The sequence below is a fragment of the Salipaludibacillus neizhouensis genome (assembly GCF_002886185.1).
GTDB classification, from domain to species: Bacteria; Bacillota; Bacilli; order Bacillales; family Salisediminibacteriaceae; genus Salipaludibacillus; species Salipaludibacillus neizhouensis.
Genome location: NZ_NJAW01000037.1, coordinates 43,713 through 60,926 on the forward strand (window position 1 = coordinate 43,713; position 17,214 = coordinate 60,926).

19 protein-coding genes and 1 pseudogene are annotated in these 17,214 nt (G+C 39.3%); 5 read left to right on the top strand and 15 right to left on the bottom strand.

What is annotated here, in order from left to right; genetic code table 11:
* Positions 1–119: 119 nt before the first annotated feature.
* The 14 genes from CEF18_RS25345 to acpS form a co-directional block, all read right to left on the bottom strand.
* Positions 120–725 carry a PP2C family serine/threonine-protein phosphatase gene (locus tag CEF18_RS25345; RefSeq protein ID WP_110939278.1) on the bottom strand — a complete coding sequence of 202 codons (606 nt, stop codon included), beginning with the start codon at positions 723–725 and terminating at the stop codon, positions 120–122.
* Complete coding sequence (sigB, locus tag CEF18_RS25350) at positions 725–1,525, bottom strand: RNA polymerase sigma factor SigB (protein WP_223292480.1); 801 nt, start codon at positions 1,523–1,525, stop codon at positions 725–727. Before sigB ends, CEF18_RS25345 begins: the two co-directional genes overlap by 1 nt.
* On the bottom strand, positions 1,488–1,976 hold the full coding sequence (rsbW, locus tag CEF18_RS25355) for an anti-sigma B factor RsbW (RefSeq protein WP_110939280.1): 489 nt from the start codon (positions 1,974–1,976) through the stop codon (positions 1,488–1,490). The genes sigB and rsbW overlap by 38 nt, the downstream gene beginning before the upstream one ends.
* A 1-nt stretch (position 1,977) precedes the next feature.
* Entirely contained in the window at positions 1,978–2,310 is a 333-nt protein-coding gene (locus CEF18_RS25360) for an STAS domain-containing protein (RefSeq protein ID WP_110939281.1), read from the bottom strand.
* 65 nt (positions 2,311–2,375) lie between these two features.
* Entirely contained in the window at positions 2,376–3,389 is a 1,014-nt protein-coding gene (locus CEF18_RS25365) for a PP2C family protein-serine/threonine phosphatase (protein WP_110939282.1), read from the bottom strand.
* A 13-nt stretch (positions 3,390–3,402) separates the two neighbouring features.
* On the bottom strand, positions 3,403–3,804 hold the full coding sequence (locus tag CEF18_RS25370; protein ID WP_110939283.1) for an anti-sigma regulatory factor: 402 nt from the start codon (positions 3,802–3,804) through the stop codon (positions 3,403–3,405).
* A 4-nt stretch (positions 3,805–3,808) separates the two neighbouring features.
* A complete protein-coding gene (locus CEF18_RS25375) occupies positions 3,809–4,165 on the bottom strand; it encodes an STAS domain-containing protein (RefSeq protein WP_110939284.1) in 357 nt (118 codons plus the stop codon).
* A 13-nt stretch (positions 4,166–4,178) separates the two neighbouring features.
* Positions 4,179–5,006, bottom strand: coding sequence for an RsbT co-antagonist protein RsbRA (locus CEF18_RS25380; RefSeq protein WP_110939285.1), 828 nt, complete (start codon positions 5,004–5,006; stop codon positions 4,179–4,181).
* 178 nt (positions 5,007–5,184) lie between these two features.
* Positions 5,185–5,535: a type II toxin-antitoxin system PemK/MazF family toxin gene (locus CEF18_RS25385; RefSeq protein ID WP_110939323.1), complete on the bottom strand. Its 351-nt coding sequence runs from the start codon at positions 5,533–5,535 to the stop codon at positions 5,185–5,187.
* Between the two features lie 4 nt (positions 5,536–5,539).
* Positions 5,540–5,812, bottom strand: a complete 273-nt coding sequence (locus CEF18_RS25390; protein WP_183041223.1) for a CopG family ribbon-helix-helix protein — start codon at positions 5,810–5,812, stop codon at positions 5,540–5,542.
* A gap of 277 nt (positions 5,813–6,089) precedes the next feature.
* A complete protein-coding gene (alr, locus tag CEF18_RS25395) occupies positions 6,090–7,268 on the bottom strand; it encodes an alanine racemase (protein WP_110939287.1) in 1,179 nt (392 codons plus the stop codon).
* 278 nt (positions 7,269–7,546) lie between these two features.
* The gene (locus CEF18_RS25400; RefSeq protein WP_110939288.1) at positions 7,547–8,596 is read right to left on the bottom strand and encodes a LolA family protein; all 1,050 of its coding nucleotides are present in this window, start codon (positions 8,594–8,596) and stop codon (positions 7,547–7,549) included.
* Between the two features lie 52 nt (positions 8,597–8,648).
* Positions 8,649–10,178 (bottom strand): NAD(P)H-hydrate dehydratase, encoded by a 1,530-nt coding sequence (locus tag CEF18_RS25405; protein ID WP_110939289.1) that lies wholly within the window; start codon positions 10,176–10,178, stop codon positions 8,649–8,651.
* 70 nt (positions 10,179–10,248) lie between these two features.
* Positions 10,249–10,614, bottom strand: coding sequence for a holo-ACP synthase (gene acpS, locus CEF18_RS25410; RefSeq protein ID WP_110939290.1), 366 nt, complete (start codon positions 10,612–10,614; stop codon positions 10,249–10,251).
* A 186-nt stretch (positions 10,615–10,800) separates the two neighbouring features.
* Between acpS and CEF18_RS25415 the strand changes: the two genes are divergently transcribed.
* From CEF18_RS25415 to mgtE, 5 genes and pseudogenes are all read left to right on the top strand, one after another.
* Positions 10,801–11,559 (top strand): rhomboid family intramembrane serine protease, encoded by a 759-nt coding sequence (locus CEF18_RS25415; protein ID WP_110939291.1) that lies wholly within the window; start codon positions 10,801–10,803, stop codon positions 11,557–11,559.
* Positions 11,560–11,819: 260 nt separating this feature from the next.
* Complete coding sequence (locus CEF18_RS25420) at positions 11,820–11,975, top strand: cytochrome c oxidase subunit 2A (RefSeq protein ID WP_110939292.1); 156 nt, start codon at positions 11,820–11,822, stop codon at positions 11,973–11,975.
* Positions 11,976–11,997: 22 nt separating this feature from the next.
* Complete coding sequence (locus CEF18_RS25425) at positions 11,998–12,465, top strand: cytochrome c oxidase subunit II (protein WP_110939293.1); 468 nt, start codon at positions 11,998–12,000, stop codon at positions 12,463–12,465.
* A pseudogene (locus CEF18_RS25430) lies at positions 12,465–14,150 on the top strand (cbb3-type cytochrome c oxidase subunit I). Before CEF18_RS25425 ends, CEF18_RS25430 begins: the two are co-directional and overlap by 1 nt.
* Positions 14,151–14,440: 290 nt before the next feature.
* Complete coding sequence (gene mgtE, locus CEF18_RS25435) at positions 14,441–15,784, top strand: magnesium transporter (RefSeq protein ID WP_110939294.1); 1,344 nt, start codon at positions 14,441–14,443, stop codon at positions 15,782–15,784.
* A 516-nt stretch (positions 15,785–16,300) separates the two neighbouring features.
* On the opposite strand, the gene CEF18_RS25445 is transcribed toward mgtE, so the two are convergent.
* Positions 16,301–17,206 (bottom strand): proline dehydrogenase family protein, encoded by a 906-nt coding sequence (locus tag CEF18_RS25445; protein WP_110939296.1) that lies wholly within the window; start codon positions 17,204–17,206, stop codon positions 16,301–16,303.
* Between the last annotated feature and the right edge of the window lie 8 nt (positions 17,207–17,214).

Consider the following 17,214-nt stretch of genomic DNA (forward strand, 5'->3'; position numbering starts at 1 on the left):
AAGCTGCCAGAAACCACCATTGGTTTAGCAAAGCAACAAAACATATAGCAACTCTCTTGTTTCAACTACAAAAAACCCAGTCAACGAATTAACTTCGAGGACTCGGTTTATTGTAGTATTTATTGGATTACTTTACCAACGAGCAACGTCGTATCGTCATTAGAACTTTTTATTACATTAGTGAATCGCTCAATTATTAAAGTGGGTGAATCTTTCGAAGAAAATATAGAATGGTATTTTGCATCAAAAATTAAACCATCTGAGTATAGAAAAAAGATCAAATCTTTCTCGTAAGGAATTCGCTCCGTCTTAAATGTCTTCTTTTTCCCACATAAGTAACCCCTAGAAGGAACGGGTCGAACTAATTCTCCCGAAGGTCGATAAAAAGTGCATGTGATATTTCCGACATTACTGTATTCGATTATTTCTGCCTGAATGTCCATCTTTAATATCGTTAACACCACACCACGAGTTCCAAATAAAACCTTGTTGCAACGATCCATAATCGTTTCAATATCCATATCATGATTATTCTTTATCTCGGTCATTGCCGCAGAAGCAGCTTCCATCGCTTGCTCCCCACTGCCTAAACCATCTGCAACGGCACATAATATATAATCATCTGTCTCTATTGTGTAAAATGCATCACCTGAGCACCAATTACCTTTTTTAGCTTCATGGTAAACGCTAATATCGACATGTTTTAATCGTTGATTTTCAATCATTAGAAAGCCTCCGTAGGTTCAATACGGATAGATTCTCTCAACTTTTGCAAGGCCCTTCGTTGAAGACGAGACACGTGCATCTGAGAAATCCCTAGCTTTTCTCCTGTTTCTTTTTGACTCAAGTTTTCAAAATATGTGAGTTCTAAGATTTCTTTTTCACGCTCTGTAAGTACTACAAAAGCCTTTTCAAGTAACAATTGCTGATCCGTTTGTTCGTATCCGTCCTCTGTGGATCCGACTAAATCCAACAATGTTACCGCGCTGCCTTCATCATCAGCTTCGATAGATCTGTCCACAGAAAGGGCTTGATAACTTTTCCCCATTTCCATCGTTTCCAAAATCTCTTCTTCAGAAACTCCTATGTATTCTGCAATTTCATCGACCTTTGGTGATCGTTGCAGAGTTCTAGTGAGTTCTTCTACAGCGCCTTTTATTTTTGGACCCAATTCTTTAATACGCCTAGGTACGTGAACACTCCAGGTTTTATCTCGAATAAACCTTTTAATTTCGCCGACAATTGTAGGCACAGCAAATGATTCAAAACTTCTTCCGAATTCAGGGTCAAACCTTCGAAGCGCTGCTAAAAGTCCGATCATACCTACTTGCGTCAAATCTTCATCATGACGTTGACCGCGTGAAAATTTTCTGGCTAAAGCATTAACGAGATTTTCGTATTCAAGCACAAGTTTCGTCTGTAACTCATCGTCACCTGTTTCTTGAAATTCTTTAATCCAAGCTAAAACTTTTTCTTTATTTTTTTCTTTATTGCTTTGAGACCTCTTCTGAGATTCCGTCGTCACGCTGTTCCACCTCATCTTTCTGCAGGAACTTTGTCATGATAATCATGACACCTGAATCTCCTTTGTATTCCACTTTATCCATTAATGTTTCAATTAAGAAAAGCCCGAGGCCTCCCTCCTGTAAATCTTGAATGGATTGAGAACTGTCGATTGGGCCACGCTCCCGAACGAGTTTATCGATATCAATTTTTCCACCTTGGTCCGCAATAATGAGCTCTAATCGATCGTCATGAATTCCAAAATCCAGATGCATAAAGTTATCGTCTTGACCCTTTTCATAGGCATGGTTCACAACATTTGTACACGCTTCAGCTACAGCAATCTTAATATCTTCAATATCATCATAAGAATATCCTAATCGATTTGCTACACCTGAAGCTGTCAATCGAGCAACTCCAACATACTCTGGCTTGGCCGGTAATTTCATTTCAACGAAATCAGAAATAGCCATCCTATGCTTCCTCCCTTGCATCATTTGCTTGAATATCTATCACTTCATTCAAACCAGTTATTTCAAATAATTTTTTCACACGCTCATTTAATCCAATTAGTTTTAATGTACTATTAGATTTTTCTGTTGCTTTTAATGCACCAATAAATATGCCAAGTCCTGTACTGTCAATGTAATTGATACCTGACAAATCCACGACTAATTCTTTGTTTTCCTGTTCTGCCAAAGGGTTTAACGTTTCTTTTAATTTAGAGGCTGTATAAACATCGACTTCACCCGATAAAAGAACGACATTTCTTTGTGGTCCCTCTTGTAGTTGTATATCTAAATTCATTCCGTTCCCTCCTAGAAATACTTGCATGTCTTCATCTTTATTTAGATACCACTTATTAACTAGCTTTAAACCTTTCTACGCAAAATTAAAAGTGTAAAATCATCCCTTAGTTGGAATTCCTGTGCTCTCTCTAAATCATAAAAGATTCTATCTACTATTTTTTGTGCAGGCATATGTTTATAATCACGTATCATCTGAATAATTTGGTCTCGCTCAATAAATTCTCCATCAACTCGACATTCTGTGACACCATCTGATAACAGCACGACAAAATCACCAACATTCATCGCAACTTCGTAATCTCGATAAGTGACGTTTTTGGAAACACCTAGAACAAGTCCTCTGCCATCGAGGTTTTCAAATTTATCACTCTCTTCATGATAAATAAACCCAGGTTCATGGCCTGCGCTTGCATAATTAAACCTGTAATTTCTAGGGTCATAAAATCCGTACATCATTGTAATAAACATATCATCATCAATATTTCTTTCCACAACACGGTTCAAGTTTTCTAACAGCGCACCAGGTTGAAGGCGTTGTTCTGGAAGTGTGTCCATTGCGTACTTAATCATCGACATGGACATTGCTGCCGGAATACCTTTTCCAATAACATCAGCTACTGCCACACCTACATTTTTATGCTCGTCATGAGCATAATGATAATAGTCTCCACTCATCTTTCCCGCTGGAACACTTATTACTCCAAAGTCCACAGAGTCAAGTGCGATTTTCTCTGAAGGTAACAGCGATTTCTGCATTCTTGCCGCTACCGTCAGTTCTGAATCCAGTTGTCTTTGCTTATCACGGAGGCTCTGATGTTCGCGGTAAGCTAACCCATAACCAATCATTACCTCAAGCAAAATATCAAAAGAATCAACTACTTCTTCAGATAGATCCTCAGCAATTTCCTGGAAAACGGACATATGCAAACTCACTGTTTCTTCAGGAGACATATCTTTTTCCATCATTTGTTTACTGAATTGCTGGGCATGATAAAGCGCATGTTCACTTTTGTTATCCAGGTATTTCGTAAGCATTTCTTTATATAATTGATACATTGATAACTGCGTATCCTCCAAACAAAGCCCTCCCCTAACGAAGCCACTTAATAGCTGTAATGGTTGTTCCAACTTTCAATTCAGAATCGATGTCGAAATCGTCCATCAAGCGCTTCACACCAGGAAGTCCCGCTCCTAATCCTCCAGACGTCGTAAAACCATCTTCCATTACACGTCGAATCTCTTTAATTCCAGGACCTTGATCAGTAGCAATAATCTTAATACCGCGTTTCCCTGCTGAAGTGGCTTCTTCTATTTGTATTTGTCCTTTATTAGCATATAAATAAATATTTCTGGCAAGTTCGGAAATCGCAGTTGTGATTCGTGCTTGATCCACGGAACCAAACCCGATTTCACGAGCAAGTTTACGCCCTGCCTGTCTTGCAGCGACTATTCCCCACTCACTATGGATGTCTACATGGGTTTGGACTTGCATATGATCAATCCTCCAATTCGAGTTGGAGTCTATCCAACCCTTGCTCAAGGTCTAGTGCAGTTGGAACATCGTCTAATACTATTCCCATATCGATAAGTGTAATCGCAACAGCTGGTTGAATCCCAGTCAATACTACTCTAGCACCCATTAAATTCGACATATCTACTACATCGCCTAATACTTTTGCAATAAAGGAATCTATCATATCTACTGAGGTTAAGTCAATAACTACTCCTCTTGAGCCTTCTTCGTGTATCTTTTCCAGTACGTCTTCCTGGAACTGGAGTGCAGTTTGATCATCCAGCTCCACTTGCACTGAGATAAGTAAATAATCATGCAATTTCAATATTGGAATTCGCAAAACCAGTTCCTCCTTATTTCTTCAGTTCAACTATCTCTCTCTGTGTAAGCTCAAGTGCCGACTCAATACCTTTTTTCAATGTACTCTTAGTAGGGAATTTCCCTAAATCAATACCCAGATTAACAATTGTTTGTGCAATCTCAGGTCTGATTCCCACCAGTATACACTTAGCACCAACTAGCCGAACAGCTTCTGATGCTTGAATGATGTGATGTGCTACCATCGTATCAACGACCGGCACCCCTGTTATATCAATTAAAACTACTTGAGAACGGTGCTCAATAACACCTTCCAATAGGTTTTCCATAATTAACTTTGCTCGTTCTGTATCGATTGTTCCTATCAATGGCATGACACTGATGTTTTCAAAAACAGGAATTAAGGGGGCGGAAAGTTCCTTCAGAGCCATTTTTTGTAAAAATACTGTGTTTTCCCAAGATCCCGAATACTGAGTCACAAGCAAGTTCACAATATCATCGATCCAGTCCTCTATTTTCTTGAAAAACTCAAGATTATTATGAGAGTTTTCTTCTCTATTGGATATTATTTCAACGCACGCTTTTCTAAATTCTTGTAAGCCTCTAGTTATATAGTTCAGCGGCCAGCCAATCTGAATTAACTTTTCAACAAATTGTATAAGTTCGTCATGCTCTAATTCTTCGTTCGTCTTTTGGACTGTTAAGATGAGAATATTGACGAATTCGAGGTTCGTATTTTCATACATTTTATCTGAAATATTTTGTAGCATATCGTCGGATCTAAATTTACTAATTTCTTTGAGCCAACTGTCAGTAATATCTTCTTTGTGTTCTAAAACCATATCTTTGATCACTGAATTCATCCAGTCTTCCCCCACTCTTCAAGTCATAGTTGTCCTCTTTATTATTTCATTTATTGACATAGATTGCAATCTATGTGCTAGCATTTAAGCCACTTTATCTCATAGTATAATACCATAAAAGAACCGTAAATGTACGCAAAAAAGCTACTTTTCCAAAAAGTAGCTCCCGCTATGATATCTAAAAGTCAATCAGGCCTATACTAATGTTCAAGGCGTCATTCACTTTTAACATCATATCATCATCTAGATGTGTTATTTTGTCTGTAAGACGTTGTTTATCGATGGTACGAACCTGCTCTAGTAAGATAACTGAATCTCGATCAAAACCGTATCGTTTCGCATCAATTTCAACATGAGTAGGAAGTTTGGCCTTTTGTATCTGTGCTGTAATAGCAGCAATAATGACTGTTGGGCTAAATCGATTACCAATATCATTCTGAATAATTAACACAGGCCTCACCCCACCCTGCTCGGATCCGACCACGGGTGAAAGATCTGCAAAATAAACGTCACCGCGTTTTACAATCAATCCCTTACACCCCACTAACTAATCGATCCAACGTGCTTTCAGCCTCCTCTTCAGCTAAAAAGGATTCGGTAGCGATGTTCAAGTTAATCTTAGCCATCTCTGCGTATCCCTGTTGCATCGTTTCACGAATTTGTTGTTTCTTCTGCTCCTGAACATAGATCTTCGTTGCTCTTTGAATTACTTCGCTGCGATTGATATTATCACCCTCAGTTAAAGCATCTAATTCACTAACTAAATGTTGCGGCAAACTGACCATTATCTTTTTTGTGTTATCCATAGACACAAAGACACCTCCACGAAGCTCTCGATCACTTTTTAATCCATTATTATCATATCACTTGCCTAGTTGCAATGCAAAGTGATATTTCATAATCCTCTTAACAAATTCGGCAATTTTCGTTAAAAACCTTCTTTTCCTAAAATTAAATCCGAATATTCGTCATTTATATTAAGATTAGCACAGCATTCCCGCTTCGGTCTAGTCATTTTCCGGATTAATCACGTGAAAAAATTGGATACTAGCTTATTGAATTAAGCTGTTTTCCCGTTACCTTTTAAACAACTCGGTTATTAACATTCAGGATAACATTATTTTTCTTGATAACTCTCGGAACTCGGTAACTTATCATACATGGAATCTCATAGCTGATCGTATCAAGTCTCTTAGCAACTTCCGTTACGGAGATAAAATCATTATGATCTTTCCCAATTATCGTCACCTTTGTTCCCGGTGGTAAGGGTTCTTCCAATACGACCATCATTTGATCCATACATATTCTGCCCACAATCTTTGCTCTTCTTCCATTAACAAGAACATTCCCCGATTGATTCGCTCTTATCCATCCATCCGCATAGCCTATTGGAATCGTTGCAATCCATTCTTCACCAATTGTTTCATAAGTAACCCCGTAACTTACGCCTTCCCCTTTTTCCAGCTTCTTCACATGAGTAAGTTTACTATGTAATGAAAAAGCTTCTTTTAAAGGCACCTTTATCAACTCTTTCATTTCTTCCGACGGGGCTAATCCGTACATTGCAATCCCCAACCTTACAATGTTATAGCATTGATCCGTAAATCTTAATGCTGTAGCACTGTTTGCACAATGTTTAAGCGGAATCTCCTGACCATAACTTTCTTCAAAATAGGTGATCATTTCTGCGAATCGCCTTTGTTGTTTCTCAAAATACTCCGTTTCAACTTCGTCTGCAGTAGCTAAATGAGTAAATACACCTTCCACTACAAATCTGTCAGAACTCTGCAGGGATTGGATAATACTATCCGCTTCTTCCCTCGTTCTTAAACCAATTCTCCCCATTCCCGAATCCATTTTGATATGACATTTCACTTTCGAATCATCATTTTCAGAAGGAAGAAATGTAATAGCTTTATCAATCCAGTCTGCTTGGAAAACAGTCAAGGTAATATTATATTTCAGTGCAACGCTGACATCTTCCGGACGCACATATCCGAGTACCATCACTCTAGCATCTATCCCAGCTTGCCTCAGTGCAATTGCTTCATCTAGTATGGCAACCCCTAAATAGGTCGCTCCAGCTGATAGTGCCTCTTTTGCCACGTCAACAGCACCATGACCGTAGCCATTTGCTTTTACGACCGCCATCACTTCTACATCTTCCGGCAACTCTGCTTTTATATGTCTTACATTCTCGGAAATAGCATTTAAGTCTACTTCTACCCAAGTATCTCTGTAATACGAATCTAAATTAGCCATCATAATTCCTCCACTTTCCATCATTCCGAATAGCTTTCTTACAGTCAGGATGTTTGCTAAAATGTTGTTGTTTTAACTAGAACAAGGAGATCCTACTTTAATTTGCTCGAGGTGGACGCTTCTGCAAGCACCTTTTCAAAAAACAACAACGTTTACGAAAACAGCTTTCAACTATTATTATCGTACACAGTATTTCTATTTATGTCATCTACGATTTGCCACAGAAAGCAAAAAAGCACATGAGAGGTAACTGCCTCCCATGTGCTTTTTAACTTATCTTATTTCTCTTCTGTTCCATAGACACTTCTGGCAACAGAGACGATATCTTCTTTTTCCAGTGTTTCTGAGACTAGGAAAAAGTCGGTTCCTTCATAGGACCACGAAACAGTTTTTGTCTCTTCGTCCTCCGTTAACGTACCAACTGTGAAACCTAAATCAATAGGCTCACCATTTGATACACTAATGGCAGTACTGGCTTCAACGACATCACTCTGCTGTTGAATAAGTCTAAATGGCTGGTCACCTTCAAAATTCAAGACTACCCGTTTCCCATCATCTGACTGTACTTCTTCTGAATCGGCAAAACTAGTACCCTGAGGTTCATACATTGGATAGAAAACAGTGAAATCATCGGCACCCTCTTCTTCCTCTGTTTCTTCCCCATCTGACATTGTTGGTACATCAGATTTTAACTGGGCGCCAGTCATATTACGGTCCATGTCAAAGTCGCTTTCTGAAAATGTGGCATTTTTCTGAAAATCTTCGAAAGTGACATCTACTAGAACGGATAATTCTGCATCCATTACTTTTACTGAACTCGGCGTTAACTCTTTTTTGTCCAACGTGATTTCCTGCTTATTTAAATTTTTATTTGAATAGGTCGTATTTGTCTGGAACGTGTAGTTATCTTCTGTAGCAGTAAACGTTCGTTCCGGATCCATTAATATATCATTAATCAAAGACTCATATAGATATGCTTGACTGTTGTTTTCAGGCCAATCACTTTGGAATCGAAAGCTTTTATTAAGAGCAGGCGTTAATACAAAAACACCTTCTTCATTCCTTAAGATAATTTGACTTTGATCTTTTTCAGCATGATTTAATGCCACTCGATAGGATGACGGGCTTTGATACCAGACTTCCACTTCATATACTTGAGGTTCCTCACCAGTTTGCAAAGTCATTGTAGCCTTTGTTTTATACCCGGTTAAATCCTCTAACGTACTCTCTAAAGAAGCAATCACGTCCTCTTGACTCTTTTCTCCGCAAGCAGTAAGAATACTGACGAGGGCGATAGCAATAATGAATAAGGAAATGATTTTTTTCATATACTCAACCCCTTTGTGTCATTTCGACGACAAAGGAGGGTTATATCATGCGTTAGTAACGGGCTGATCGGAGCACGATCGGTAAAGTATCTATCAAATCTGTTGCGACTACACTAAATGTATCTAAGTTCTCCATTAACCTATCCGCAGTTATTCCATGCACATATACAGCATTGCAAAGAGCATCTTGAATTGACTTGTGCTGAAGGAGAAACCCTAAAATGATTCCCGTCAACACATCTCCACTCCCACCTTTGGCTAACGATGCATTACCAGTTGTGTTCACATATTGATGACCCTCTGGTGTAGTAATAATCGTATAGGGTCCTTTTAAAACGACATACATCTGATATGTTTTTGCAAACGATTTGGAAACTTCAAATCTGTTTTGCTCAACTTCTGCTACTGACAAAGCAGTCAGCATCGCCATTTCACCTGGATGTGGAGTAATGATAGTTGCTCCTTGTCTTTGCTCGCTTCTCCATAATGGAAGTTCCTGTGAAAGATGATAAAGACCATCAGCATCAATCACAACTAACCCTGAATAAGGCTGTAGAGTTTTAAACAGTGGATAACTGTTCGCTCTCCCCAATCCTGGACCAATAGCTACTCCATGAAAATTGTTAAAGGAGATCGCGTCAGAGAAAGCATTTGGAGAAATACTTCCCTTTGTATTTTCCAGTACGATGAACGTAGACTCTGTTGATTGAGAGGCAACGATAGTTTGTATTGACTGCGGTATCGCTAAAGACAATAACCCTGCTCCTGCACGTAAACAAGCATTAGCTGTAAGAACGGCAGCCCCAGGCATGGATTCGCTGCCTGCAATAACAAGCGCCTTCCCTGCCTTTCCTTTATGGCTATTCATTTCTCTTACAGGCAGAGTATCTTTCACTGTATGCGCAGTAATCAGTTCTCGTTTAATACCGGCCTTTTGAAAGGATCGGGATGGGATTCCGATATCTAATACATGAAGCTGACCATAATTCTCGGCAGACGGAAAAGTGAAAGCACTTAGTTTGGGTGCTTGAAGAGTATATGTTTCACTAGCTAAAATGCCTCTACTCTCTTCATCGCCACCATTTGGAATCCCACTAGGAATGTCCACCGAAATAACCCGCTTCTTGGCTGAATTGATCAAGGAAATTACTTCCCCATAAGGTTCCTTTAAAGGACCTTCGATTCCCGTGCCCAGTAAAGCATCAACCACCAGCGTAGCTTTTGAAAGATCTTTTTCTGCAAGACCCTCTTTCCCTTGCCAGTGCTGAAAGGAATATCCACATTTTTTATAAATATCCTTATGTTTGCAGGCTGTACCCCGAATACGATTCTCAGAAGGAATCACCCACACTTTGACATCGCAGCCTCTTTCCAACAAAAGCCTTGAAATAACAAAACCATCTCCGCCATTATTTCCTGCACCAATAAAAACAATGATTTTTTCATTTGCTTGAATCAGTGAAAGAAGTTTTTCTTTAAATACCTGACCAGCGTTCTCCATCAACATTTCTTCACTTAAACCAATCTGCTCCATGGTATAGCGATCAATTTGGTGCATTTCACCACCCGTTACCACGTACATGTCTGTCCCTCCCTATCCGCATTATCACTATATGAGGTCGTCCTTCACAATATGCAAACTTGTCCTCAGACTAATGTATACTTTCAATAATTACTTGAGCTGCAGCATATTCTCTCGTATGTGTTATTGACACGTGCACCTCTTGCTCTTTTGCTTTTTCTCTTGCGTAGATGCACGGTTTCCCTCTTTCCTCGGAACGGATCTCAATATCTTGAAAGGATAGGTCTTTTCCAATGCCACAGCCAAGAGCTTTGCTGTATGCTTCTTTAACTGCAAACCTTCCTGCTAAAAATTCAATCTTTCTTTTTTCTGATAAAGAAGCAAAGGTTTCAAATTCATGATTCGTTAAGATTCTTTTTGCAAAAGCTGGTTTTCTTCTGTATGTATCTTTAATTCTTTGAATTTCAACGATGTCTATTCCGGTTCCAATTATCATGGGAATCACCTTCCTATTTCACTTCAATTAAGCATACTCTCCTTTTACCATTCATTCCACTCTTCTTAAACCTGATGCTAGTTATAATATACAAATAATAGTCTTTGAAAACAGTCATATGATAGAATGAGAAAACATGCGAAGCTATTTTTATGAACTTATCCTTACGTGAAGGAGTACGAGACAATGTTTATACGTAATGAAACATTCGGAGGTTTTATTAGATCTTATAAAGTAATCACTGTATTGGTAGCAATTAATATATTTTTTTATATTTGGACGGATTTATTTCCATTCTTAGGTGGCGAAGAAATCCGTATGCTTGGAGTAGGTCAAAACATTGCGATAGCAATGGGCGAATACTGGAGACTTGTTACACCTATTTTTCTTCATGGGGGTCTCATGCACATGGCGTTTAATTCGTTTGCCTTAATTTTATTTGGACCGGCTCTGGAAATAATGTTCGGCAGAAGCCGCTTCCTGACTTTCTATCTAGCTACCGGCATACTTGCAAATATAGCCTATCTCTATTTAGGAAATCCATATGGCGTTCATTTAGGGGCTTCAGGAGCTATATACGGACTATTCGGTGTTTATCTGTACATGGTATTTTACCGGAAAGATCTCATTGATAAAGCAAATTCTCAGCTCATTTTAACTGTACTCGTAATTGGTGTCGTCATGACCTTTATTAACCCGGGAATCAATATACTTGCTCATATTTTCGGCCTTATCTCCGGTGCTGCTTTAGGTCCGATATTTTTAATGAACCTGCCTTCAAGGAATCGTTCCTTTCAGAATGTTCATGATAACAGTAACGTTGGATTCGATCCGAACCGTTGGGCAAACCGAGAAAATAGAAAGAAAAAAATTATCATCATGGCAGTACTAGGTATTGCGGGAATGATTCTCTTTTTCTATCTCGTCTCGACATTCCTACTTTAAGTACTATTTTAGAACGGCGAAAGTCTATGAACAAAAAGCGTTAGGCCCCTCTATGGGCTGACGCTTTTTTGTGTTTTGTCAGGCAATAAAACCCTTAGTGGAAAAAATAGTTAACACTACGCCTACAGTATAAATGTAATTATTTTACAATTGTCATAGTATATTCACAATCTGCTGTCTTTCCTCCCTATTTCATCCTATATTATAAAACTGAAGAGCCGTTTCTCTTCCTAATTTAGAAGCCTTAAGGGGGGATTATCATGCAGCATTCAGATGTAGAAACAAAAGAAGCAACACCACTTAAAGAAACGAAAGAGCACTCATTAAAAGGAACGTTATATTTTGTTATGTTTATTGGATCCTTCATTTTCATTTCGTGGTTTGTTATTTACTTTCTCTTTTTATCTAGAATTTAACACAGTTGGGAGGGGACATAAGATGCATTTGCACAAATACGAAAAAATATGGATGACTTTTGGAATCGGATCCCTTGTTTTATTTTTAGCAGTACTTGGAGTTTCAGCTTTTGCATTCGGTGCACAACCACCAAGTCATATGCACTCGGTAGATTCACAAAATCTTGAAGAAAGTGTTTTCTCCGCACCAGGAGTAGAACAGATCGACGAGACTACCTATCGCGCTAGATTAGTGGCGATGGCTTTTGGCTACGACCCTGGAACAATCGAAGTTCCAGTTGGTTCAACCGTTATTTTTGAAATTACCAGTTCTGATGTCGTTCACAGCTTTGCCATACCTGGCACAAATGTAAATCTAATGGTAACTCCAGGTCATGTGAATATGACCGAACATACATTTACTGAGCCGGGAGAATATTTAGTTCTATGCAATGAGTACTGTGGCACCGGACACCAACACATGCAAATGAAAATTGAGGTGACTCCATGATGAATCAATCAAATCTTGCTTTTAAAAATAATCACTATGAACCTGAAATAGGCGTTGATCCTAGAGACGGAAAGCTGGCCTTTTATTATGTAGTTATTGCATTTTCCGCTTTTTTACTTGGGATATTAGGAGGGTTACTGCAAGGGCTTTCCCGTGGCGGAATGATTGAATTACCGAGTTGGCTTGGCTACTATCAAATACTGACTGCTCACGGTGTACTTCTCGCGTTAGTATTTACTACCTACATTATATATGGTTTTTTATATGCTGGGATGAGTAGAACACACGGTGCATTCTCCCCTAGATTAAGAAAAACAGGTTGGATTGGCTTCATTCTTACTTCTTTAGGTACCGGAATGGCTACCGTGATGATTCTCGCTAACGAAGCTTCCGTACTGTATACATTTTATGCCCCTTTGCAGGCTCACTATATTTTTTACTTTGGATTAGTTTTCTTTATAGTCGGAACTTGGGTCACTGGTATTCCTATGCTTGTTCATTATTTCAAATGGAAAAAGACACATCCCGGCGAACCAGCACCGTTATTTGGATTCATGACTACAGCAACTATTCTTCTCTGGATCATAGCGGGCTTAGGTGTTGCAGCGACAGTTATAGGACAAATGATTCCGTGGGCACTCGGAATGACTGATGAAATCAATGTCGTCTTAAGCAGATCCCTTTTTTGGTATTTCGGACACCCGCTCGTCTATTTTTGGATTATGCCGGCTTACATGGTCTGGTATTTAGTAGTTCCTAAGGTCATTGGCGGTAAACTATTCAGTGCCTCTTTAGCAAAATTAGCATTTGTTTTGTTTCTTTTATTCTCTATCCCCGTCGGTTTTCACCATCAGCTGATGGAATCAGGAATATCTGTTTTCTGGAAATATGTCCAGACAATCTTAACTTTTGTAGTTGTCGTCCCATCCCTATTGACCGCATTTTCTATCTTTGCTACATTCGAGCAAACAGGACGTGAATAAGGTGGAAGAGGCTTGTTCGGATGGATGAGAAGATTGCCTTGGGACGATGTACGTTTCTTTGCCCCTTTTATGGGGATGTTATTTTTTATTCCTGCTGGTACAGGTGGAATTATTAATGCAAGCTTCCAATTGAATTCCGTGATTCATAATACCTTATGGGTAGTGGGGCATTTCCACATAACGGTAGGAACAACTGTTGTCTTGACCTTTCTCGGAATGAGCTTTTGGCTGATCCCTGTTACAACCGGAAGAAGGCTGACGAAGCACATGAATCGTTCAGGAATGGTTACAACATGGCTATGGGCGATCGGAATGTTTCTCATGTCTGGCGCTATGCATATTCTTGGTTTATTCGGCGCACCTCGCCGCACAGCTTATACAACCTATCAGGATAGCCCTCAGGCTTTAAGTTGGTTCGATGGAATTTTCGCTAGTCATATAACAGTAGGGATTGGAGGAGTAGTGTTAACGGCTGCCGGACTGCTGATGTTCTATAACTTTATTTATATGTCTTGGTTCGCTCCGAAAGGACATACAGAGTTCCCACTAACACCTGATCCGGATGATATGGTCACGACGCCTAAATATTTGGATAACTGGAAACTCTGGGGTGCCATAGCAATCGCGCTCATCCTTTTCGCATACACTATACCGATGATTGAAATCATTTTTGATGCTCCCCCCGGCTTACCCGGATACTAAGAAAAACGGCATAGCCGTCTTTTATTAAATACAGCGTGATCTTTTTAGCCACCCCCGAGTAGCACCTACGAAGTGTGTGTAGGTGCTACTCGAAAGGAGGTGGGTTTCCCTTGATACGTGTGGCGTAAAGATAGCTGTCATTTTATACTTTCTTATCTGTTAAAAAAGACTCACTGGCAAAATAACTTAGCCGGTTGAGTCTTTTTTTGAAATTCCCTTCATATTAACCCCCGAAATAGGGTATAGTTTTTTAGACAGCACTAATTGCCGTCAAAAAGGAGGACCCTTCTATGGAGACAGACAAACTAACGGTACTCACAATCAAATATTTAAAAGATAATAGTAAAGAAACGTTCAAGGAAATGGTAGAAGAACTCCACCCATATGACTTCGCTGAATTATACCGGGCATTGCCTGAAAAACATCATTTTAAATTCCTTACATACTTAAGCACAAAACACATCGCTGCTTTAATGATGGAATTAGAGCCGGATATGCAAAAAGAAGTCTTATTGAAGTTAGGTATTGAGAAGTCTTCAAAAATCATGGATATCATGGATAATGATGACTTGGCTGACCTTTTAAGTGAGATTTCAGAAGAAGAGTTAGAGGAATACCTAGCAGCAATGCAACAGGACGAATCTCAAGCAGTTCAACAATTAATGAGTTACGAACCGGAAACGGCCGGGGGGATCATGACGAGCGAGTTTGTATGGCTCCGTGATTATTACACGGTTCGAGATGCGGTCGAAAAATTTAAGAGTTTTGCTGAAATCACTCGTAATATTTATTACCTTTATGTCATTGACGAGGAGAAAAAATTAGTTGGAGTAGTGTCATATCGGGACTTACTGCTAGCCGATATGGATGAGAAAATCCATGATATTATGTTTAATCGAGTACTCTCCGTCTCTCTTGACACAGACCAAGAAGACGTCGCTCAATTAATACAAAGGTATGACTTCCTCGCTGTTCCGGTAGTCGACGAAAAGGAAGCACTTAAAGGAATTGTCACTGTCGATGATGTTATTGATGTCATTCATGATGAGGCTCAGGAAGATATTGAAAAGCTATCCGCTTCAGGTAAAGACATTGATTTCCAAACAACTGCAAGTGTTGCTGCTTACCGGCGCTTGCCTTGGCTCATCCTATTATTATTTATCGGTTTGGTTTCCGGAGGGATCCTGGATTCGTTTGAAAATACATTGGATCAAGTCGTTGCACTTATATTTTTTATGCCGATGATTGCTGGTATGACAGGAAACACAGGAACTCAATCTTTAGCAGTTGTTGTGCGTGGCCTTGTAACAAATGATATTGATCGCAAGACAGTTACGAAACTCGTTTGGCGTGAATTCAAAGTAGGAATAATTATCGGATTAGTATGTGGACTTTTAGTATTTCTCGTGGCTATGGCTTGGCAATCATTTATGTTCGGCATCGTGGTTGGCGTCTCTTTAATTGCCACAATATTAATTGGTACAATGGCCGGAACTATTATTCCATTAATTCTCTATCGTGTAGGGCTTGATCCTGCCGTTGCTTCTGGGCCATTAATTACCACCTTAAATGACATCTTCTCGTTATTAATATATTTCGGGATAGCAACAAGTCTCATGCATTTTCTTATATAATAAGAAAAATTGCATTGCAGCAAAAAAACTTAGTGTCTTTTTTTCTATTTTGTTGCTTTTGTTATAACGGAAGGTTGTTTTGGAAGAATTACCGCTCGCTTTCCGTGGATGATCCGCGAGCCTCCTCGAGCACACGAACGCTCTGTGGGGTCTCGCTTGGATCATTCTTCCACAGGAGTCTCGCGGATTCTTCCAAACAACAAACTTTTAGAAAGGCATTTTACGTAACTGTTACTGGTTTTGAAAAACTCGAAGTAGCGAAGGCGGCGACTCCTGCGGGATTAGCAATAGCTGAAGACCCCGGAGGATGGTCTTTGTCCGAGGTGGCTAAAGCATTGCCCGCGGAAAGCGTCCACCTAGAGCGGATTCGAGTTCCTCTGTTCAAAGTAAAACAACAAGTCTCTTATGAATTGTTGTTTTACCGGCATTCAGAAGCTACTATTTGCATTTTCATAAAATATCAAAGTTTCCAAAACAACTTTTTTATAACTCTTTTAACCCGCTTTAAGATTTGAATTATTTTGATAGCATTCCACGAATTGCAAAACTTACATTTTGCGGTCTTTCCGCTAAGCGACGCATAAAGTAGGCGTACCAGTCTTCCCCGAACGGAACATAAACTCGCATCTTGTAACCTTCACTTGCAATATCTGTTTGAAGTTGCGTACGAAACCCATAAAGCATTTGAAATTCAAATTCGTCTTTACCAATGTTATTTTCTTTGGTAAATGCCTTTACTTTATCAATGATTCGGTGATCATGTGTTGCAACTGCAGCGTAACTGCCATTTAACATATGAGATTTAATGATATTTAAATAATTTTGGTCTACTTCTTCTTTTTGTTGATATGCAACGTCAGGAGCCTCCTTGTACGCCCCTTTAATGAGTCTCAAATTTATTCCTTCCAACAATCGGATATCGTTTTCTGAACGATACAAGTATCCTTGAATCGCGGTTCCTACATTGCTAAATTGTTGACGCAATTCCTGCAAAAGGTCTAGTGTCGCATCGAGGTGAGAATAATCTTCCATGTCTATTCTGATAAAGTTTCCATGCCCTTGCGCTATTTCTAAAATTCTGAGCATATTGTCTCTACACAAATTTCGATCTATATCAAGACCAAGAGAAGTGAGTTTAAGAGATAAATTACAATCTACACCAGACTCAGCTATTGCATCCAATGTTTTTACACAGTATTCCATAGATTCGATGGCTTCTTCACGATTATTAACAAATTCGCCTAAATGGTCGACTGTTGCAGCTAATCCCTTTTCATTTAACTCCCGAACCGTTTTCATTGCTTCATTAATTGTTTCACCAGCAATGACTGTTTTAGCTCCAAACTTCGGTCCCCATTTTGTTGCACGATTCTTCACAAATTTATTCTGGGATAGGAACAGGAAAAAACTTCTAGTAATCATCTCGACTA

Bases quoted from the DNA above. Each gene is read 5' to 3' on its own strand.
- CEF18_RS25345 (WP_110939278.1), bottom strand. From the start codon at position 725: ATGATTGAAAATCAACGATTAAAACATGTCGATATTAGCGTTTACCAT.
- rsbW (WP_110939280.1), bottom strand. From the start codon at position 1,976: ATGGCTATTTCTGATTTCGTTGAAATGAAATTACCGGCCAAGCCAGAG.
- CEF18_RS25360 (WP_110939281.1), bottom strand. From the start codon at position 2,310: ATGAATTTAGATATACAACTACAAGAGGGACCACAAAGAAATGTCGTT.
- CEF18_RS25370 (WP_110939283.1), bottom strand. From the start codon at position 3,804: ATGCAAGTCCAAACCCATGTAGACATCCATAGTGAGTGGGGAATAGTC.
- CEF18_RS25380 (WP_110939285.1), bottom strand. From the start codon at position 5,006: ATGAATTCAGTGATCAAAGATATGGTTTTAGAACACAAAGAAGATATT.
- CEF18_RS25390 (WP_183041223.1), bottom strand. From the start codon at position 5,812: ATGGATAACACAAAAAAGATAATGGTCAGTTTGCCGCAACATTTAGTT.
- alr (WP_110939287.1), bottom strand. From the start codon at position 7,268: ATGGCTAATTTAGATTCGTATTACAGAGATACTTGGGTAGAAGTAGAC.
- CEF18_RS25400 (WP_110939288.1), bottom strand. From the start codon at position 8,596: ATGAAAAAAATCATTTCCTTATTCATTATTGCTATCGCCCTCGTCAGT.
- CEF18_RS25405 (WP_110939289.1), bottom strand. From the start codon at position 10,178: ATGTACGTGGTAACGGGTGGTGAAATGCACCAAATTGATCGCTATACC.
- acpS (WP_110939290.1), bottom strand. From the start codon at position 10,614: ATGATAATTGGAACCGGAATAGACATCGTTGAAATTCAAAGAATTAAA.
- CEF18_RS25415 (WP_110939291.1), top strand. From the start codon at position 10,801: ATGTTTATACGTAATGAAACATTCGGAGGTTTTATTAGATCTTATAAA.
- CEF18_RS25420 (WP_110939292.1), top strand. From the start codon at position 11,820: ATGCAGCATTCAGATGTAGAAACAAAAGAAGCAACACCACTTAAAGAA.
- CEF18_RS25425 (WP_110939293.1), top strand. From the start codon at position 11,998: ATGCATTTGCACAAATACGAAAAAATATGGATGACTTTTGGAATCGGA.
- mgtE (WP_110939294.1), top strand. From the start codon at position 14,441: ATGGAGACAGACAAACTAACGGTACTCACAATCAAATATTTAAAAGAT.
- CEF18_RS25445 (WP_110939296.1), bottom strand. From the start codon at position 17,206: ATGATTACTAGAAGTTTTTTCCTGTTCCTATCCCAGAATAAATTTGTG.